The sequence below is a fragment of the Ensifer sp. ENS09 genome (genome assembly GCF_014852425.1).
In the GTDB taxonomy this organism is placed as follows: domain Bacteria; phylum Pseudomonadota; class Alphaproteobacteria; order Rhizobiales; family Rhizobiaceae; genus Ensifer.
Window position 1 is genome coordinate 758,006 of the sequence record NZ_JACVBP010000002.1, and the last position, 16,969, is coordinate 774,974.

General features: G+C 62.4%; 14 protein-coding genes. 7 read left to right on the forward strand and 7 right to left on the reverse strand.

Features of this window, described 5'->3' with window-relative positions:
- Positions 1 to 2: 2 nt before the first annotated feature.
- Positions 3 to 1,145: an ABC transporter ATP-binding protein gene (locus tag IB267_RS11820; RefSeq protein WP_192448307.1), complete on the reverse strand. Its 1,143-nt coding sequence runs from the start codon at positions 1,143 to 1,145 to the stop codon at positions 3 to 5.
- A 104-nt stretch (positions 1,146 to 1,249) separates the two neighbouring features.
- A complete protein-coding gene (locus IB267_RS11825; protein ID WP_043618210.1) occupies positions 1,250 to 2,344 on the reverse strand; it encodes a polyamine ABC transporter substrate-binding protein in 1,095 nt (364 codons plus the stop codon).
- Positions 2,345 to 2,679: 335 nt separating this feature from the next.
- Between IB267_RS11825 and IB267_RS11830 the strand changes: the two genes are divergently transcribed.
- Entirely contained in the window at positions 2,680 to 3,648 is a 969-nt protein-coding gene (locus IB267_RS11830; RefSeq protein ID WP_192447787.1) for a fatty acid desaturase family protein, read from the forward strand.
- On the opposite strand, the gene IB267_RS11835 is transcribed toward IB267_RS11830, so the two are convergent.
- On the reverse strand, positions 3,642 to 5,051 hold the full coding sequence (locus IB267_RS11835; RefSeq protein WP_192447789.1) for a short-chain fatty acyl-CoA regulator family protein: 1,410 nt from the start codon (positions 5,049 to 5,051) through the stop codon (positions 3,642 to 3,644). The genes IB267_RS11830 and IB267_RS11835 overlap by 7 nt on opposite strands.
- A 228-nt stretch (positions 5,052 to 5,279) precedes the next feature.
- Between IB267_RS11835 and aceA the strand changes: the two genes are divergently transcribed.
- From aceA to IB267_RS11850, 3 genes are all read left to right on the forward strand, one after another.
- Positions 5,280 to 6,569 carry an isocitrate lyase gene (gene aceA, locus IB267_RS11840; RefSeq protein ID WP_192447791.1) on the forward strand — a complete coding sequence of 430 codons (1,290 nt, stop codon included), beginning with the start codon at positions 5,280 to 5,282 and terminating at the stop codon, positions 6,567 to 6,569.
- Positions 6,570 to 6,690: 121 nt separating this feature from the next.
- Positions 6,691 to 6,930, forward strand: coding sequence for a hypothetical protein (locus IB267_RS11845; protein WP_034800815.1), 240 nt, complete (start codon positions 6,691 to 6,693; stop codon positions 6,928 to 6,930).
- Positions 6,931 to 7,199: 269 nt separating this feature from the next.
- Entirely contained in the window at positions 7,200 to 8,309 is a 1,110-nt protein-coding gene (locus IB267_RS11850) for a helix-turn-helix transcriptional regulator (protein WP_192447793.1), read from the forward strand.
- A gap of 66 nt (positions 8,310 to 8,375) precedes the next feature.
- Here the strand turns inward: IB267_RS11850 and IB267_RS11855 are convergent, their stop codons facing one another.
- The gene (locus IB267_RS11855) at positions 8,376 to 9,257 is read right to left on the reverse strand and encodes a LysR family transcriptional regulator (protein WP_192447794.1); all 882 of its coding nucleotides are present in this window, start codon (positions 9,255 to 9,257) and stop codon (positions 8,376 to 8,378) included.
- A gap of 26 nt (positions 9,258 to 9,283) precedes the next feature.
- Here IB267_RS11855 and IB267_RS11860 point away from each other — a divergent pair, with 26 nt between their 5' ends.
- Entirely contained in the window at positions 9,284 to 9,550 is a 267-nt protein-coding gene (locus IB267_RS11860; protein WP_192447796.1) for a hypothetical protein, read from the forward strand.
- A gap of 90 nt (positions 9,551 to 9,640) precedes the next feature.
- Here the strand turns inward: IB267_RS11860 and IB267_RS11865 are convergent, their stop codons facing one another.
- From IB267_RS11865 to IB267_RS11875, 3 genes are all read right to left on the reverse strand, one after another.
- Positions 9,641 to 12,166 (reverse strand): methyl-accepting chemotaxis protein, encoded by a 2,526-nt coding sequence (locus tag IB267_RS11865; RefSeq protein ID WP_192447797.1) that lies wholly within the window; start codon positions 12,164 to 12,166, stop codon positions 9,641 to 9,643.
- A gap of 354 nt (positions 12,167 to 12,520) precedes the next feature.
- Entirely contained in the window at positions 12,521 to 12,667 is a 147-nt protein-coding gene (locus IB267_RS11870; RefSeq protein WP_192447798.1) for a hypothetical protein, read from the reverse strand.
- A 235-nt stretch (positions 12,668 to 12,902) separates the two neighbouring features.
- Positions 12,903 to 14,087, reverse strand: coding sequence for an NAD(P)/FAD-dependent oxidoreductase (locus IB267_RS11875; RefSeq protein WP_192447800.1), 1,185 nt, complete (start codon positions 14,085 to 14,087; stop codon positions 12,903 to 12,905).
- A 123-nt stretch (positions 14,088 to 14,210) separates the two neighbouring features.
- On the opposite strand from IB267_RS11875, the gene IB267_RS11880 reads away from it, so the two are divergent.
- On the forward strand, positions 14,211 to 15,647 hold the full coding sequence (locus IB267_RS11880; RefSeq protein WP_192447802.1) for a glutamine synthetase family protein: 1,437 nt from the start codon (positions 14,211 to 14,213) through the stop codon (positions 15,645 to 15,647).
- Between the two features lie 15 nt (positions 15,648 to 15,662).
- Positions 15,663 to 16,949: an FAD-binding oxidoreductase gene (locus IB267_RS11885; RefSeq protein ID WP_192447803.1), complete on the forward strand. Its 1,287-nt coding sequence runs from the start codon at positions 15,663 to 15,665 to the stop codon at positions 16,947 to 16,949.
- The last annotated feature ends 20 nt before the right edge of the window (positions 16,950 to 16,969 follow it).

Consider the following 16,969-nt stretch of genomic DNA (forward strand, 5'->3'; position numbering starts at 1 on the left):
CCTCAATCCTTCAGAACGACACCGGCGTCTTCGCCGAAGGAAACCCAGACCTCCTGGTCGTAGCCGAGTGGATCCTCGACCGCGCGCACTGCGTTGAGCGACGACGCCTTGATCACGCGCCCATCCTTCAGGCGCACGTGGAAGACGGTCATGTCGCCGAGATAGCCGATATCCCAGATCTCGCCCTGAACGGCGTTGACGGGCGCGTGCGCCGGCGGCTGACGGCTGACGCGGATCTTTTCCGGGCGGACGGCGACGGCCGACTTGCCGCCGGCAGCCGGCGTCTCGGGCGATGCCATGCGGATGGGGAAACCGTTGGTGCCTTCAAGGCGCACATAGCCGCCCTCGGCTCCGGAGACCGCTCCCTCGAAAATGTTGACGTCGCCGATGAAGTCCGCGACGAAACGCGAGTTCGGCGCCTCGTAGATTTCGGCAGGGGTCGCCACCTGGATGACCTTGCCGTGGCTCATCACCGCGATGCGGTCGGCCATGGTCATCGCCTCTTCCTGGTCGTGGGTGACGACGACGAAGGTGAGGCCGAGTTCCTGCTGCAGATCCATCAGTTCGAACTGGGTTTCCTCGCGCAGCTTCTTGTCGAGCGCGCCGAGCGGTTCGTCGAGGAGCAGCACCTTCGGCCGCTTGGCGAGCGAGCGGGCAAGGGCGACACGTTGGCGCTGACCGCCTGAAAGCTGGTGCGGCTTGCGCTGGGAGAACTTCTCGAGCTTCACCAGCTTCAGCATCTGGGCGACGCGCTCGGCAATATCCGCCTTCGGCATGCCATCCTGCTTCAGGCCGAAGGCGATGTTCTTCTCCACGTTCATATGCGGGAAGAGCGCGTAGGACTGGAACATCATGTTGACCGGACGCCTGTAGGGCGGAATGCCGGCCAGGCTCTGCCCGTCGAGGATGATCTCGCCCGACGTCGGCTGTTCGAAGCCGGCGAGCATGCGCAGAAGCGTCGACTTTCCGCAGCCGGACGCACCCAGAAGCGCAAAGAACTCGCGCGTGTAGATATCCAGCGAAAGGTCGTCGACGGCGGTGAAATCGCCGAACCGCTTGGTCACGTTCTTGAAGGAAATGAATGGCTTGGAAGCGGGATCCGCCCAAGGGGCAAAGGACCGCCGGATACTGCCGAGAGACTTCATCATCTATCCCCGAATGATACAGCCGATGGGCACTCTCGTTTTCCCCGGTGCCCCCTTAAGAAAATTGCCCGGATTTTGAGGTCCGGGCAATTCGTTTTCCGCTCTTACTGGCCGGTTACGACCTTTGTCCAGAGTCGGGTCAATACCCTCTGTTCTTTCGCCTCGAAGGGCGTCACCGTGAACAGTTTCTGCATCACCTCGTCCGACGGATAGATGGCGCTGTCTTCCAAAACAGCCTTGTCAAGAAACTGCTGCGAGGCCTTGTTGCCGTTGGCGTAGAAGACGTAGTTCGATGCCTTGGCCACGACTTCGGGCTTCATCATGTAGTTGAGGAAGGCGTGCGCCTCCTCCACGTGCGGTGCATCAGCCGGGATCGCAAGCATGTCGAACCACATCTGCGCGCCCTGGGACGGGATCGCGTAGTCGACGGTCACACCGGCCTTGGCTTCGGCCGCACGGTCGCGGGCCTGGAAGACGTCGCCGGAAAAGCCGATTGCAAGGCAGATGTCGCCGTTGGCAAGCGCATTGATGTATTCCGACGAATGGAACTTGCGCACATTGGGGCGGATGCTCGCCAGCAGCTCAGCCGCCTTTTCCAGATCGGCCGCCTCGTGGCTATCCGGATTGAGGCCGAGATAGGCGAGCGCCGAAGGCATCACGTCGGTCGGGGAATCGAGGATGTGGATGCCGCAATCCTTGAACTTCGCCGCCAGTTCCGGCTTGAAGATGACGTCCCAGTTGGGCTTCTCGTCGGTACCGAGGATCGCCTTCATCTTGTCGACGTTGTAGCCGATGCCGGTCGTGCCCCACATGTAGTCGATGGCATAGTCGTTGCCCGGATCGTACTTTGCCGTACGCTCCATGATCACGTCCCACATGTTGGAAAGGTTCGGCAGCTTCGACTTGTCGAGCTTCTGGAACACGCCCGCGGCGATCTGCCGCTGCAGGAAGGTTGCCGTCGGCACCACCACGTCGTAGCCGGAGCCCCCGGCAAGCAGCTTCGTCTCCAAGATCTCGTTGCTGTCGAAGACGTCGTAGACGACCTTGATGCCGGTCTCCTTGGTGAAATCTTCCAGAATGCTGCTGTCGATATAGTCCGACCAGTTGTAGACGTTGACCACGCGCTCCTGCGCGGAGGCCAGCATGGTCGAGCCGGCCAGAACGGCTGCCGCCAGGGTTGTGACGATGAGCTTGGACATACAACTCCCCTCTTGGTTTTTTCGTATCGGGCCCGGCACACCGGGACACCGTCCAATCCGCTTCGTTCAGGCCGGAGGTTAGGCATCTTTCTCGATAACCTCAAGCGCTTTCGTGCCGATAAGAAGCGCCGCCCTGTGGCCCCGTCAATTTCACAAGTCGAAGAAAAACGGGCACTTATGGCGGCTGGCTTCCAGCCTGCCGTCCTCGACCCGGCCGCGGCGGCACCGTTAACCATAGCTTTGCCGCCTCTGTACGGACCGCCATTTACGATTGATTAACCATGATCGCCATGCGATTTTCCCGACAGTAGCGGTAAAGGATCTCAGGTGTCGTCATGGGTGAGCAGGTCGTCGGCGGGAAAAGCCGCAGGATCGATCCGAAGCAGTTAAAGCGCCTGTCGGCGCTCGAGCCGCGAAAGGCCCTTGCGGCAATCGCATTCGACTGGGCGTTGATTGCATCAGCCATCGCCGTCAGCGAGTATTTCGGCAACCTCTTCGTCTACCTCGTTGCCGTGGTGTTGATCGCCGGACGCATGCATGCGCTCGGCTGCATGATCCACGAGGCGGCGCACTACCGCATCATCCGCAACCGGAAAATCAGCGACTGGATGAGCGACCTGCTGCTCGCCTGGCCGGTGCTGGCCACCGTCGACGGCTATCGCCAGAACCACCTCGCCCACCATCAGCATGCCAATACCGATGAGGATCCGGACTGGACGGCGAAGCTCGGCATGCCGCAATTCACCTTTCCGCAAAAGGTCGCGCGCGGCATCACGCAACTGCTCGGCTATCTCGTCGCGGTCAATTCGCTGCGCGACATGCTGCACATGGCCAAGCGCATGGGGAAGAACGATCGCTCGACGCTTCAGTACAAGCTGCTGCGCATCGGCTTCTACGTCGCCGCCGCCGCGATCTTCACGTTCTTCGGCATCTGGCGGGAAGTGGCGCTCTACTGGGTGGTGCCGTTCCTCACCTTCTTCTGCCTGTTCCTTTATATACGCAGCGTCGCCGAGCATTTCGGCAGCATGGATTATAGCGATGAACTGACGAGTTCACGCACGGTCTATCCGCATGCCTGGGAGAAGCTGTTCTTCGCACCCCACAACATCAACTACCACCTGGAGCACCATCTCTATCCGGGCGTGCCGTTCTACAATTTGCCGGAACTGCACGCGATTTTGATGCGCAACAAGGCCTATGCCGACAAGGCGCACATCACCCGCGGCTACACAACGGGACTGCCGGCAGAATGCTTCGCGGCGAATGCGCCGCTTCTGCCGAACCAGCACCCCGTCAGCTACTGAAAATCGAAAACGCTGAGTCCCGTCGCCATCTCGTCGAGCCCGAGCGGGCGGGTGACCGGCGGCTCGGCGCGCGCGAGACAGCCTTGGCGCTCGCAGAGCCGACAGGCGGCACCGATCGCGACTGCCGGCGGCAACGCGGATCCATAGACAGTCTCGTCGGCAACCGACGCCTCGCAGCCAAGAAGAAGCGCCGTGCGCCGGACGCGCTCGTGGAACGCCGCCTGCGGCCCTTCCAGGGTGCGCGCCACCGTCAGGAACTCGGCACCGTCGGGCATTTCGACACGATCGACCAGGACCTGCCCCGGCACCGAGAAGGCGGCGTGGATATTGAGCTTCGGACAGCCACCACCGAATTTCGCCTGCGGAAAGCCCGATGCGCCGGCCCGCCGCAACCGGTGGCCAGCACTGTCGATCTCCATGAGGAAGAACGGCAGCCCTTGGGCACCCGGGCGCTGCAGCATGGTCAGCCGGTTGGCGGCCTGCTCGAACGAGACCTGGAAGCGGGCGCGCAGGACATCGATGTCGTACTTCGCCCGCTGTGCGGCGGCAAGGAAAGCGGCATAGGGCATCATCAGGGCGTGCGCGCCGTAGCGCGCCAGCTCGAAGCGAGCGATGCGGCGCGCTTCCGCAGTCGAAAGCCTTAACATCCCAAGCTCCGCCGTGATCGCCTCATGACAGGCAATCGACACGGCCTCCATGGCGATCTCGCGCAACTGGTCGTAGGGCGACAGCCGCTCGGAGACGAAGAGGCGCATGGAGTGCCTGTCGAAGCGACGGCGCAGGTTCGGCATGGCGTGCACCGGCAGGCTGCGCACGACGAGGCCGTGCTCCTTCTTCAGCCAGGTCTTGAGCGCGCCGATCAGATCGTCACCCGGCGACAGCGCCTCGTGGAAGGTTTCCGCCGCCGCCTCGATGCCGGCGAAATAATTCGGCCGCCCCTCGAAGGTCTCGCGCACCTCGTCCATCGGCAGCCGCGTACCCGAAAGCGCCTCCATGTGCCCCTGCCCCGCCAGAAGGTCCGCCAGATCCTTCAGGCGTGAGGCCTGTTCGCGATAGGCGCGATAGAGCTTGACGACGCCGCCGGCGGCATTGGGGGCAGCTTCCGCCACCTCGATCAGCTCCTGCTCCCCCGGCAACTCCGCCGACAGAAGCGGATCGGCGAAAACCTCGCGCAATTGCGTGAGGCTGCCGCCGGTTTCGCCCTGCAATTCGTCGAGATCGACCTTGTAGACCGAGGCAAGCTTCAAAAGCAGTTGCACCGTCAGCGGTCGCTGGTTTCGCTCGATCAGATTGAGGTAGGACGGCGAGATGCCGAGCGCCTCGGCCATGGCCGTCTGGGTCAGCGACAGGCCATTGCGAATGCGCCTGACCCGCGGACCGGCAAAGATCTTGTTCTCGGCCATTTGTAACTACCTTTACAATCCGTGTGACCCAGGGTGCTTTACATTTTTTACAAATTTACTTCGCCACCCTGTCAAAGGCAAGACAAGATAACCCTTTTGATATCGCCAGTTCATTGTTTCCAATAGCCGAATACTGCAGCGCAATGTAAAAACTGTCACATGAACTCGAAACACAAAGCGCCGTACGACAAAAGTCGAATGGGTGTTTGATTTTGACAGGAGGATGTAATGACTGATTTTTACAAGCTCGTTCCCAGCGCACCGCAAGGCCGCTTCGATGGCGTCGATCGACCCTATACCGCAGAGACCGTGAAGCGGCTGCGCGGGTCGGTCGAGATCCGCCATTCGCTGGCCGAAATGGGCGCGAACCGCTTGTGGAAACTCATTCACGAGGACGACTTCGTCAACGCACTGGGCGCACTTTCGGGCAACCAGGCCATGCAGATGGTCCGCGCCGGCCTTAAGGCGATCTATCTCTCCGGCTGGCAGGTCGCGGCCGACGCCAACACCGCTTCGGCCATGTATCCCGACCAGTCGCTCTATCCGGCCAATGCCGCGCCTGAGCTTGCCAAGCGCATCAATCGCACGCTGCAGCGTGCCGACCAGATCGAGACCTCCGAGGGCAAGGGCCTTTCGGTCGACACCTGGTTCGCACCGATTGTCGCCGACGCCGAAGCCGGCTTCGGCGGCCCTCTCAACGCCTTCGAGATCATGAAGGCCTTCATCGAGGCAGGGGCTGCCGGCGTCCACTACGAGGACCAGCTTGCGTCTGAAAAGAAGTGCGGCCATCTCGGCGGCAAGGTGCTGATCCCGACGGCGGCCCATATCCGCAACCTGAACGCGGCCCGGCTTGCCGCCGACGTCATGGGAACGCCGACGCTGGTCATCGCCCGCACCGATGCGGAGGCCGCCAAGCTCTTGACCTCCGATATCGACGAGCGTGACCGCCCCTTCGTCGATTACGATGCCGGCCGTACGGTCGAAGGCTTCTACCAGGTGAAGAACGGGCTTGAGCCCTGCATCGCCCGCGCGGTCGCCTATGCGCCGCATTGCGATCTCATCTGGTGCGAAACCTCGAAGCCAGACCTCGAGCAGGCCCGCAAGTTCGCCGAGGGCGTGCACAAGGTGCATCCGGGCAAGCTGCTTGCCTACAATTGCTCGCCGTCGTTCAACTGGAAAAAGAACCTCGACGACGCGACGATCGCCAAGTTCCAGCGAGAGCTCGGCGCGATGGGCTACAAGTTCCAGTTCATCACGCTGGCCGGCTTCCACCAGCTGAACTTCGGCATGTTCGAACTGGCGCGTGGCTACAAGGCACGGCAGATGGCCGCCTATTCGGAGCTGCAGGAGGCGGAATTCGCCGCCGAGGTCAACGGCTACACCGCCACCAAGCACCAGCGCGAAGTCGGCACCGGCTATTTCGACGCCGTCTCGATGGCGATCACCGGTGGCCAGTCCTCGACAACAGCCATGAAGGAATCGACCGAGCACGATCAGTTCCGCCCGGCCGCAGAGTGAAAGCCCGGCGGGAGCGTGGCAATCCCTGCCCGCTGCGCTCCTGCCGACCCCTCGTAAGTGAAATGGATGCGGGCGGAAAACCGCAAGCACGCTCCAGCCTCGAACCTCAAGGAGAAGTCCAATGACAGTCCAGACACGCGTCAAGGAACGGGCCGAGGAACAGTCTTCGGCGATGACCCCGGACCAGCAGGCGGCAATCCGCATGGTCGCCAACGACCTGCATCGCCTCAACCAGTCCGTGATGAAGGCCGTCGATGCCGGCGTTTCGGTCGAACTCGTGCGCTCGGCTCGCCACCACGGCGGCGAAGGCAACTGGGGCGACTTGCTGATCCCGGTTATCGTCACCCAGGGCCGGCCATGATGCTCGCCACAACGGTGTTTGGGGCGATTCTACTGTCGCCGCTACCGCTCCGCCACAAAGCTGTCGCCGCAGCGACAAAAGCAACCAAGGGTTGATTTTGTCGAAGACGATTGAAAGTGGGAGAAATTGGAATGGCCGGCGCTTTGCCGGCTATTCTGCGTTGTCAGGATGGTATCGCACGCAAGGAATGCTTGTCTCCGCTATTTCAGGTTGATCGAATCTGCGATGCCTGTCTATATTAGACATACCTGTCTTAGGCAAAGGCACGCATGTATCGTTCGACGAAACCTGCAGATACCGCCGAACTGACGGAGCTGATTTACGGCGCCGCCTTTGGCGATTGCGGCTGGCAGGATTTTCTCGACCGGCTGACGACGACCATGCCCAACGGGCGTTCAGCGCTCCATTACCATGACCTCGCGTCGCCATCGGCCTGCGTGCCCTATGTCTCGGGCTTTACCCCCGATGCCATCGACCAGTTCAACGATCACTTTGCGGCCATCAACCCCTGGATACCGAAATCGGTTCTCGTGCCGGTGGGGCGCGGCCTCTCGGGCGAGCATATCGTCTCGCGCGCGGAGCTGATGAAATCGGAATTCTACAATGACTGGCTGAAGCGCCAGACCGGCAGCGAGACCACGGTCGGCGTGACCATCGTGCGCAGCCCGACGCGGACCTTGCTCCTGTCGACCTGCACCTCTTCGACGGACGAGGACCTCAACCAGCAGGCGGCCGACCAGTACACGCTCCTTGCACCCCACCTGAAGCGCGCCTTCGACTTTCTGCGGCGGCGCGACCTGATGATGGCCGAGCAGCACGAAGGCCGGACCCTGCTCGATACGATCGGCGTCGGCGTGATCTATGTGGGCGACAATCTGCGCATCCGCTCGATGAACCACAACGCCGAACGAATGGCGGCGAACGGCTCGCCCTTCCGGATCGCGGTCAACGGCCGCCTGTTCATGGACGAACCGGAAACCAATGCGGCACTCGAGCTTCTGGCCTCGCCGGTCGGCGCCCCGGCGCAGCCGCAGTTGCGCGTCGTCAGGACCGCCGAACACGGCGCCTTCCGCGTCACCCTGGTCCGGCGAAGCGCCAGCATCTTTACCGAGCTTCTCGACGGGCCGACGGTTGCGGTTCTGATCGAGCCTGCGACGTCGCTCATCGGCGATCTCAGGCACGACCATCTGAAGGACCATTACGGCCTGACCCCGGCTGAGATCCGCATTGCCTGCGGCATCGCCGCCGGCCTGACGCTGAAGGAAATGTCGCAGACCCACGGAGTCAGTTACGAGACGACCCGGACACAGCTCAAAAGCATCTATGCCAAGACCCGGGTCAATTCGCAGGCCGCACTCGTCAAGCTGCTGATGCGCTGATCCGTACCCACGAAGCACCTGGCAGCGGCGTTCCCTGCAACCGGAGCCAACAGTGGCTTGCCCGTCTCAGCTGCGGCGTGGTCGCTTTCCGGCAAAGATATCCACGTGACTGCGCAAGAGCTTCGTCATGCGATCGACCACTGTTCGTATCTCCTTGCGGTGCCTGTCCTCGTTGTTCATGACGATCCATTGCCGGTGCCGGAGCGCCGGGATCTCCTCGCCGGCGCGCTCCAGCATCGGATCGAGATCGCCGACAAAGCAGGGAAGCACCGCACAGCCGGCGCCGGCGCGTGCGAGATCAAGCAGCGAGCGCGGCCGCGTGACCGTGGCGACGATCCGTCCCTCCCAGCCCCCCTTCACCTGCTCGTGCGGCCAGCGCAGATAGGCGGAGATCGCCTCCTCCTCGCCGACGGCCACCCATCGCGCGCTCGCGCCCGGCGGCGCGTTCTTCTGACGATAGGCGGCATAGGCGACGTCGCCGACCGGACTTGCCGCCAGATAGGCCTCTTCCGGCTCGAAGGCGCGGATGCCGATGTCGGTCTCGCGATAAGCGAGGCTGGCGCGTGTCTCGCCGACGGTTATCGCCAGGCTGAAGCCGTCCCTTTCGGTGCAGAGCGCCGGAAAGTTTTCCGCCAGCAGCCAGGCGATCCAGGTGCCGACGGTGATGCGGACTGTCGCGCCCTCGCCTTCCTGGCGCCAGCTCTCGACCCGGCGCGCCGCCGATTCCATTTCCTGAAGCTGCTCGAACAGAAGTTCGCCATCGCCGGTGAGCTGGTAGCCGGTCTGGCTGCGCAGAAACAGCGTGCGGCCGGTGCGCTCCTCGAGCTCCAGCATCCGCCGGCCGACGGTCGCCGGGCTCGACCCGAGCGCCTGCGCTGCTCCAGTGAGCCCGCCGGCGCGCGCCACGCTCATGAAACAGCGATAGATATCCCAATCCATGTCTTTCATTTCTGAAAAACATAGAGCGATATCCGATGTATGTAAAACTGGTTTTGCTGCATAAAAAAAGTGATGCCCATCAACTGAGGAGCATCACGATGGAAATGATGGCAATGGTCTACATCGCCGACATGGCCCTGAAAACGCGCCGCTGGGACGAGGATTTCGATCCGAAACCGCCTGGCCTTCTACGTCGGGCGTTCACAACACTCGCGGCCGCAGTCACCAAGCGACGCAAGAGCAGCCTCCACGCCGATAAAAAAAGCACCGCGAAGCCCTGCGGCCACGCGGTGCAATGTTAGCCCCTGCCCTTGTTATGTCGCACGGTATCGGGTGCCGTGCTTTCGGCTGGCGACGTTGCCTGCCGCCAGCGAAACCCTTTGCCGGACGCCTCAGGCTGCCCGGTAGGTGTCGTAGTCTTCCGCCTCCGGCTCCAGCCGGAACTGCTCGACCAGCATCATCAGCGTGTCGGCCTGGTTGGCGAGTGCGCGGCTCGTCGCCGTCGCCTCTTCCACCATCGAGGCGTTCTGCTGCGTCATCTGGTCCATCTGGTTGACCGAGCCATTGACCTCGTTGAGCGCTACGGCCTGATCCCGGCTTGCGGTCGCAATCATCTCGACATGCTGGCTGACGGTGACGATCTGGGCGCTGATCGAGGCCAGCACTTCGCCGGTTTCCTTGACCAGGTGCGAACCGGCATTGACCTCGTTGGTCGACTTGTTGATGAGCCCCTTGATCTCACGCGCGGCCTCCGCCGAGCGCTGCGCCAGTTCGCGCACCTCCTGGGCGACGACGGCAAACCCCTTGCCGGCCTCTCCAGCACGCGCCGCCTCGATACCGGCGTTGAGCGCCAGAAGGTTAGTCTGGAAGGCGATGTCGTCGATCACCTCGATGATCTGCTCGATCTGGCGCGAAGCCTCCTCGATGCGTCCCATGGCGGCGATCGCGTTGGTGACGACGGTCGCCGAACTGTCGGCGCTGCGCTTCGTCTGGATCACCGCACGGTTGGCCTCGCCGGCACGCTCGGCCGAGGAACGGACGGTGACGGTGATCTGATCGACGGCGGCCGCGGTTTCTTCGAGCGAGGCGGCCTGGGCCTCCGTGCGCTTCGACAACGAATCTGCCGCATGATGCATGCTGGAGCCGCTCTCCTGGATCGCCTGCGCATTGGCGCGGATCTGGGCGAGCGTGTCCTGCAGGCGGATCAGCGAACCGTTGAAGTCCTGGCGCAGCTGCTCGAGGCGACCATGGAACGGCACGTCGATCTGGCGCGACAGGTCACCCTGGGCCAGGCGGCCAAGGCCAGCGGCAAGCTCGCTGACGGCGAGATCAATCTGGCGATCGAGCTCGCGCTTTTCCTGGTCGTTGCGGCTGCGCTCCATATCGGCGCGCGTCCGCTGCTCTTCGCTTTCGGCCTCGATGCGGACCTTGGAGAGCGCGTTCTCCTTGAACACGCCAAGGGCACGCGCCATGTCGCCGATTTCGTCGCGGCGGCCGTCGCCGTCGATCGTCGTGTCGAGGCGGCCATCGGCGAGACGACGCATTGCCGCGGTGATCTGGCCGATCGGCTTCTTCAGCGTCAGCGTCAGGGCGATGCCGGCCAAAAGCGCGATGACGACACCGGCAACGGTCGCGGCGACCGAGATCTGGTTCGCCTCGTTACGCTCGGTTCCGGCGGCAACCTTCTGCTGTTCGGCAAATTCGGTGAGGTCGGTCCAGATCTGGTTGATCGATTGTCCGGCGGCGTCGAAGTCTGCGGTGCGCTTGACGGTGATCTCGACGAGCGCCGCGGCATCCTTCTTCATCGCCGTCAGGATCGGCATCAGCGTGTCGGCGATCTTGTCGAAGGAGGCGCCGTCGCTCGCGACACCGCGAAGCGTCGCCATGTTCTGCTGAACGGCGAGCGACTTGTCGAGCAGCTTCTGGCGATTGCTCTCGTTCGTCAGGCCCATGAAGGTGGCGGCGGAAATCTGGATATCGGTGATCGACGACGAAAGCCTGCGGGTGGCGGTCAGAACCGATTCCGTCGTGACGATCTGCTCGTCGAGTTCGGCGAAAATCCGCGTCGCGTCGCGCATCTTGCCGACGGACGCCGCTTCCAGGCGGAAGCTCGCCGTGCGGAAGCGGTCGACATATTTGGAGATCCCGGCAAGCGTTTCCGGTCCGGCCGGCGCCTTCAGGATGGCGCCGATCTCGCTCGAAGCCGAGGTGATGGTCTCGGTGAGCGACTTTTCGTCCTTCGGCAGCAGGCGGAAAATATCACGCTCGGTGCGGCCGATCATCGGGAAGCGTTCCTTGACCGCCTTCAGCTTGTCGTCGACGGTGATCGCCTTGCTCACTTCGGTGCCGAACTCGTTGAAGAAGCGGCTTGCGCGCATCAGCTTTTCGGCTTCGCGCAGCATGGTCTTGGCGGCGTTCTCGCTCTTGCGAACGGCGTATTGCAGGCGGTTCGATTCTTCGTTGATCTTGGCGCGCTCGATCAGCAGGGCGTCGAGGTTCGAGTTCATTGCCATGCGCAGGTCCTGCTCGCCAACGTGCAGCGTCCAAAGGCCGCCGATGCGGGCCTCGATGTCGCTCGTCGCCGCGATCGCCGCCTTCAGTTCGTCCTGGCCGTTCTGGCCTGCGACCTGTGCAGCCGTATCGGCGAGCACGTCCTTCTGCGCCGAAATCGTCGACTGCACGGCATCACGGGTTTCTTCGGTAGTCGAATGCAGGAAGGCGTTCATGCCCGCATAGACATCCTTGAAGCCACTCAAGGTCTGCAACACGCTGTTGGAAATCTCCATGCGTCCCTGAAGCAGGCCGGACGCATAGAGGCCGGTGATACCGACGGCACAGATGCTGACGACGAAGGGCAGGATGAAAAACAGCACCTTCGTCTGGATCTTGAAACGGGCAAGAATTCTATCGATGAACATGGAAAACACCTTGGCTCGCAGCTCGCATTCGCCTCCCCCGACGGCTCGCTAGGTCTCCGCACTCAACGACGGGGCGTGAATGTGCGAACGATCGAGAGCCACCCGATGCGCAAACAGGCTGATGTTTTTCGAAAAATCATGCGGCGCACACCGCCAGTCCGTCGGCAATCATTGCGGATCCACGGCGCCACTCCTCGGCAACGTGAACCTGACGAAACTCACATCGTCGCACTATCTGTTTTGAACGATTAAAATTTGTATAAGCGCATTCAACCCGCGGCAGAAAATCCGTAGGCGTGCGCGGACGCGTCAAATGCGCCCGAGAGGCGGCCGCTTAAGGCCGATCCCCTGAACTCAGAACCAGAGAGCAGGAAGGGCTGCGAGGGCGGCAACGGCAAAGAATGCAATCAAGGCGAGGCGCGTGAGTGCGGCCTTCTGCTGACGGCTTTCATCGGTGCGGGCGATCGCGATGGCGCGGGGACGGCGGCGGATTTGGTTCATGGCATCCTGTCCTTGTCACATTGACCGGCAACGCTGGGTCCGCATGACCCGTATTGCCCGTCACAGTTATATTGCAGCCATGCCGTGGCGGAAGAAAGTCAAAAAATCAGAAACAGTGTTATTTCCGTTTACGCGACATTCCGATCCCACCAACTGCCGGCTGTGCCGACAAGGATAAAGGTTCGGCGAGATATATTAACAATCACTGAAGCTCGACCCGCCAAAACCGGGGAAATCAGGCGTCCTGGCCAGCCGCAAAGCCCGACGCCCAGGCCCATTGGAAATTGTAGCCGCCGAGCCAGCCGGTCACATCGACGCACTCGCCAATAAAATAGAGCCCCGGCACCGCCTTTGCCTGCATCGTCTTGGAGTCGAGCCCGTTGGTATCGACGCCGCCAAGCGTGACTTCTGCAGTGCGGTAGCCTTCCGAACCGGCTGGCTTGATGGTCCAGGCCTGGATCGAGGTGGCAAGCTGATTGATGGTCTTGTCCGAGAGGTCGGCAAGCTGGCGCCCGGTCAGCTTTGCGCCGTCGGCGAAAAACTGTGCCAGCCGCCGCGGCAGGATATCGCCGAGTGCCGTCTGCACCGCCTGCTTACCGTGGGTGCGGCGGATTTCTTTCAGGATCGCGGCGATGTCGATGTCGGGCATCAACCTGAGTACGATCTCCTGCCCCTCGCGCCAATAGGAGGAAATCTGCAGGATGGCCGGACCGCTCAGGCCGCGATGGGTGATCAGCACCGCCTCGCGAAACGCCGTCTTGCCGGACCGCGCTTCCGCATCGGCGGCGACGCCGGCCAGGTCCCCGATCGCTTCGAGCTGCGCCGGATCGAGCGTCAGCGGCACGAGACCGGGACGCGTTTCGATGAGCCGGAGGCCGAACTGCTCGGCGATCCGGTAGGCAAGCCCGGTGGCCCCCATCTTCGGGATCGACTTGCCGCCGCTGGCAACGACCAGTGACTGTGCATCGATCGGTCCCTCGCCCGTCATCACGCGAAAACCGGCGCCGTGGCGCTCGACGCTCTCGATCGTCGTTTCGAGGCGAAGATCGGCATGCACGTCACGCATTTCGGACAGCAGCATCTTGATGATGTCTTTCGCCGAATGGTCGCAGAAGAGTTGGCCGAGGGTCTTTTCGTGCCAGGCGATGCCATGCTTTTCGACAAAAGCGAGGAAATCGCGCGGCGTGTAGCGCGCCAGCGCCGACTTTGCGAAATGCGGATTGGCGGACAGAAAGTTCTTCGGCCCCGCTTGGATATTGGTGAAGTTGCAGCGGCCACCGCCGGAGATGCGGATCTTTTCACCCGGCGCCTTGGCATGGTCGAGCACGGCCACGCGGCGGCCGCGCTTGCCCGCCTCGATGGCGCACATCATGCCGGCGGCACCGGCGCCAATGATCACCACATCTGTCTTTTCAGCCACGAAACACTCCGCTCGTTTGTCCTTCCATTCCGGGGGCAAAGCAGAAAGTCAATGATCAAGCCCATCTAGCCAATTGCCAATCTGTGGTTATGATGCGCTATCCGAAGCCAAAACCGGTGATTTATGCCCTCCAAGAGAAGTGCTGCCCAACAAACAACGAAAATCAGCAAGACTTCGAAAATACCCCCCGCCCTCCACTCCCTCCGCGGTGTGAAGACCTGGAAGGAAGCCACGGACTGGCTCAAGATCCGCGGCATCGAAGACGTCGAATGCATCACGCCCGACCTCGCCGGCGTTCCGCGCGGCAAGATGATGCCGACCTCGAAGTTTACCTCCAACACCTCGCTGGCGCTGCCCTCGGCGGTCTACCGCCACACGATCTCGGGCGAATATCCGGACGAAACCGGCCAGTTCCGCTACGATTCCCGCGACAGCGACATCAAGCTCGTGCCCGATCTTTCGACCCTTTCGGTCGTTCCCTGGGAGACCGACCCGACGGCGCAGGTGATCTGCGACATCGTCGGCTCGCAGGGCGAGCAGATCAGCTACACGCCGCGCAACGTCCTGAAGCGCGTGGTCGATCTCTACAAGCAGAAGGGCTGGAAGCCGGTCGTCGCACCCGAGATCGAATTCTACCTCGTCGCCACCAATGACGATCCCGACTATCCCCTGCATCCGCCGAAAGGCCGCTCCGGTCGCTCGATCCTCGGCGGCCAGGGCTATTCGATCGCCGGCATCAACGAATTCGACGAACTGATCGACGACATCTATCACTTCTCCGAGAAACAGGGTCTCGAGATCGATACGCTGATCCACGAAGAAGGACCGGCGCAGCTCGAAATCAACCTGCGCCATGGCGATCCGATCGAGCTGGCCGACCAGGTCTTCCTGTTCAAGCGGACGATCCGCGAGGCGGCGCTGAAACACGGCATCTACGCCACCTTCATGGCCAAGCCGATGCAGGGCCAGCCGGGCTCGGCGATGCACATTCACCAGTCGGTGGTCGAGACCAACACCGGCCGCAACCTGTTCTCCAACCCGGACGGTTCCGCATCGAAGGAATTCTTCCACTTCATCGGCGGCATGCAGCACTATGTGCCGCGCACGCTGGTGATGATGGCGCCCTATGTGAACTCCTTCCGCCGACTGACGCCCGACATGTCCGCGCCGGTCAACACTGCCTGGGGCTACGACAACCGCACCACCGCCTTCCGCATCCCGGTGTCGGAGCCGGTCGCCCGGCGTATCGAGAACCGGCTGCCGAGTTCGGATGCCAATCCCTATCTGGCGCTCGCGGCCTCGCTCGCCTGCGGCTATCTCGGCATCATAGAACAGCGCGATCCGACGGCGCCGACCGAGGACACGGCGAACGAGGGCGAGATCGACCTGCCCCGCGGCCTGCTCGAAGCCGTTGCGCTGCTGGAGTCGGCACCCTCGCTTGCAGATGTGCTCAGCCCCGAGTTCATCGCCATCTATGCCGGCGTCAAGCGTGGCGAGTTCGAGACCTTCATGCAGGTCATCAGTCCCTGGGAGCGCGAATTCCTGCTTCTCAACGTCTGACCTCAGAGGTTCTCCATGTCCTGGCAAAGCCCGATCTCGCCCGGTTACTCCTGGTATGAGGCGACTGTTCCGGACCGACCGAACTATCCGCCCATGCCAGGATCGCGGAAAGCCAATGTCGCGATCGTTGGCGGCGGCTATACGGGACTTCAGGCGGCTTACAACCTTGCCAGGCAAGGCGTCGACGTCACCCTGATCGACGCCTGCCGCTTCGGCGACGGTGCCTCTGGCCGCAATGGCGGCCAGTTCGGCACAGGTCAGCGCGCCTGGGCGGACGAGACGGAAGAGAGCCTCGGCCACGAACGGGCGCAGGCGCTGTTCGACATGGCCGAGAACGCCAAGCGATATGTGCTCGACTTCGCCAATGCGCACGAGATCGACATCGAATTCGTGCCCGGCCAACTCTCGGTCGGGCACAAGCAAAGCCTCGAAAAAGACTATCGCGACCATGCCGAGGCGATGGCGACACGCTTCGGCTATCCGCACCTGACCTTCATGGAGCGCGAGGAAACCGCAAGCCGGCTCGGATCCGACCATTACCACTTCGGCATTCGCGATGCCGGCACCGGCCACATCCACCCGATGAAGCTGCTGATCGGCCTTGCGAAACAGGCAGCGCTTGCCGGTGCCAACCTCTTCGAGCAAACCAAGGCCCTGAAGATCGATCGCCAGGGCGGCGCGATCGTCATCACCACCGACCGCGGCACGATCACCGCCGACTGTGTGCTCGTCGCCTGCAATGCCTATATCGGCAACCTGGAGCCGGTGAGCGCCAGCCATGTCATGCCGATCCGTTCCTTCATCGGCGCAACGACAGTGCTTTCGGACCACCCTGACGTCATTCCCGGTGGAGAGTCGGTCGACGATTCGCGCTTCGTCGTGCGCTACTTCCGCAAGTCGCGGGATGGACGGCTGCTGTTCGGCGGCCGCGAAGCCTATACCGCCGACAATCCGCGCGACATCTCCACCCATATCCGCCGGCAGATCAGCGAGATCTATCCGCAGCTCGCCAATGTCGAGATCACCCATGCCTGGGGCGGCTCCGTCGGCATCACCATGCCACGCACGCCCTTCTGTCGCGAGGTCATGCCCGGCGTCACCTCGATCGGCGGCTATTCCGGCCACGGTGTGATGCTCTCCAACTATTGCGGCAAGCTCTATGCGGATCTCGTGCTCGGCAAGGACACCGAGCTCGACCTCTTGAAGGCGCTGAAAATCCCTGCTTTTCCGGGCGGAACCCGGTTCCGCTCCGCCCTTCTCTTCTTCGCGCTTAGCTGGTACGCATTACGCGACAGGTTCTGAAGAAGGCTTGCGGCGGCATT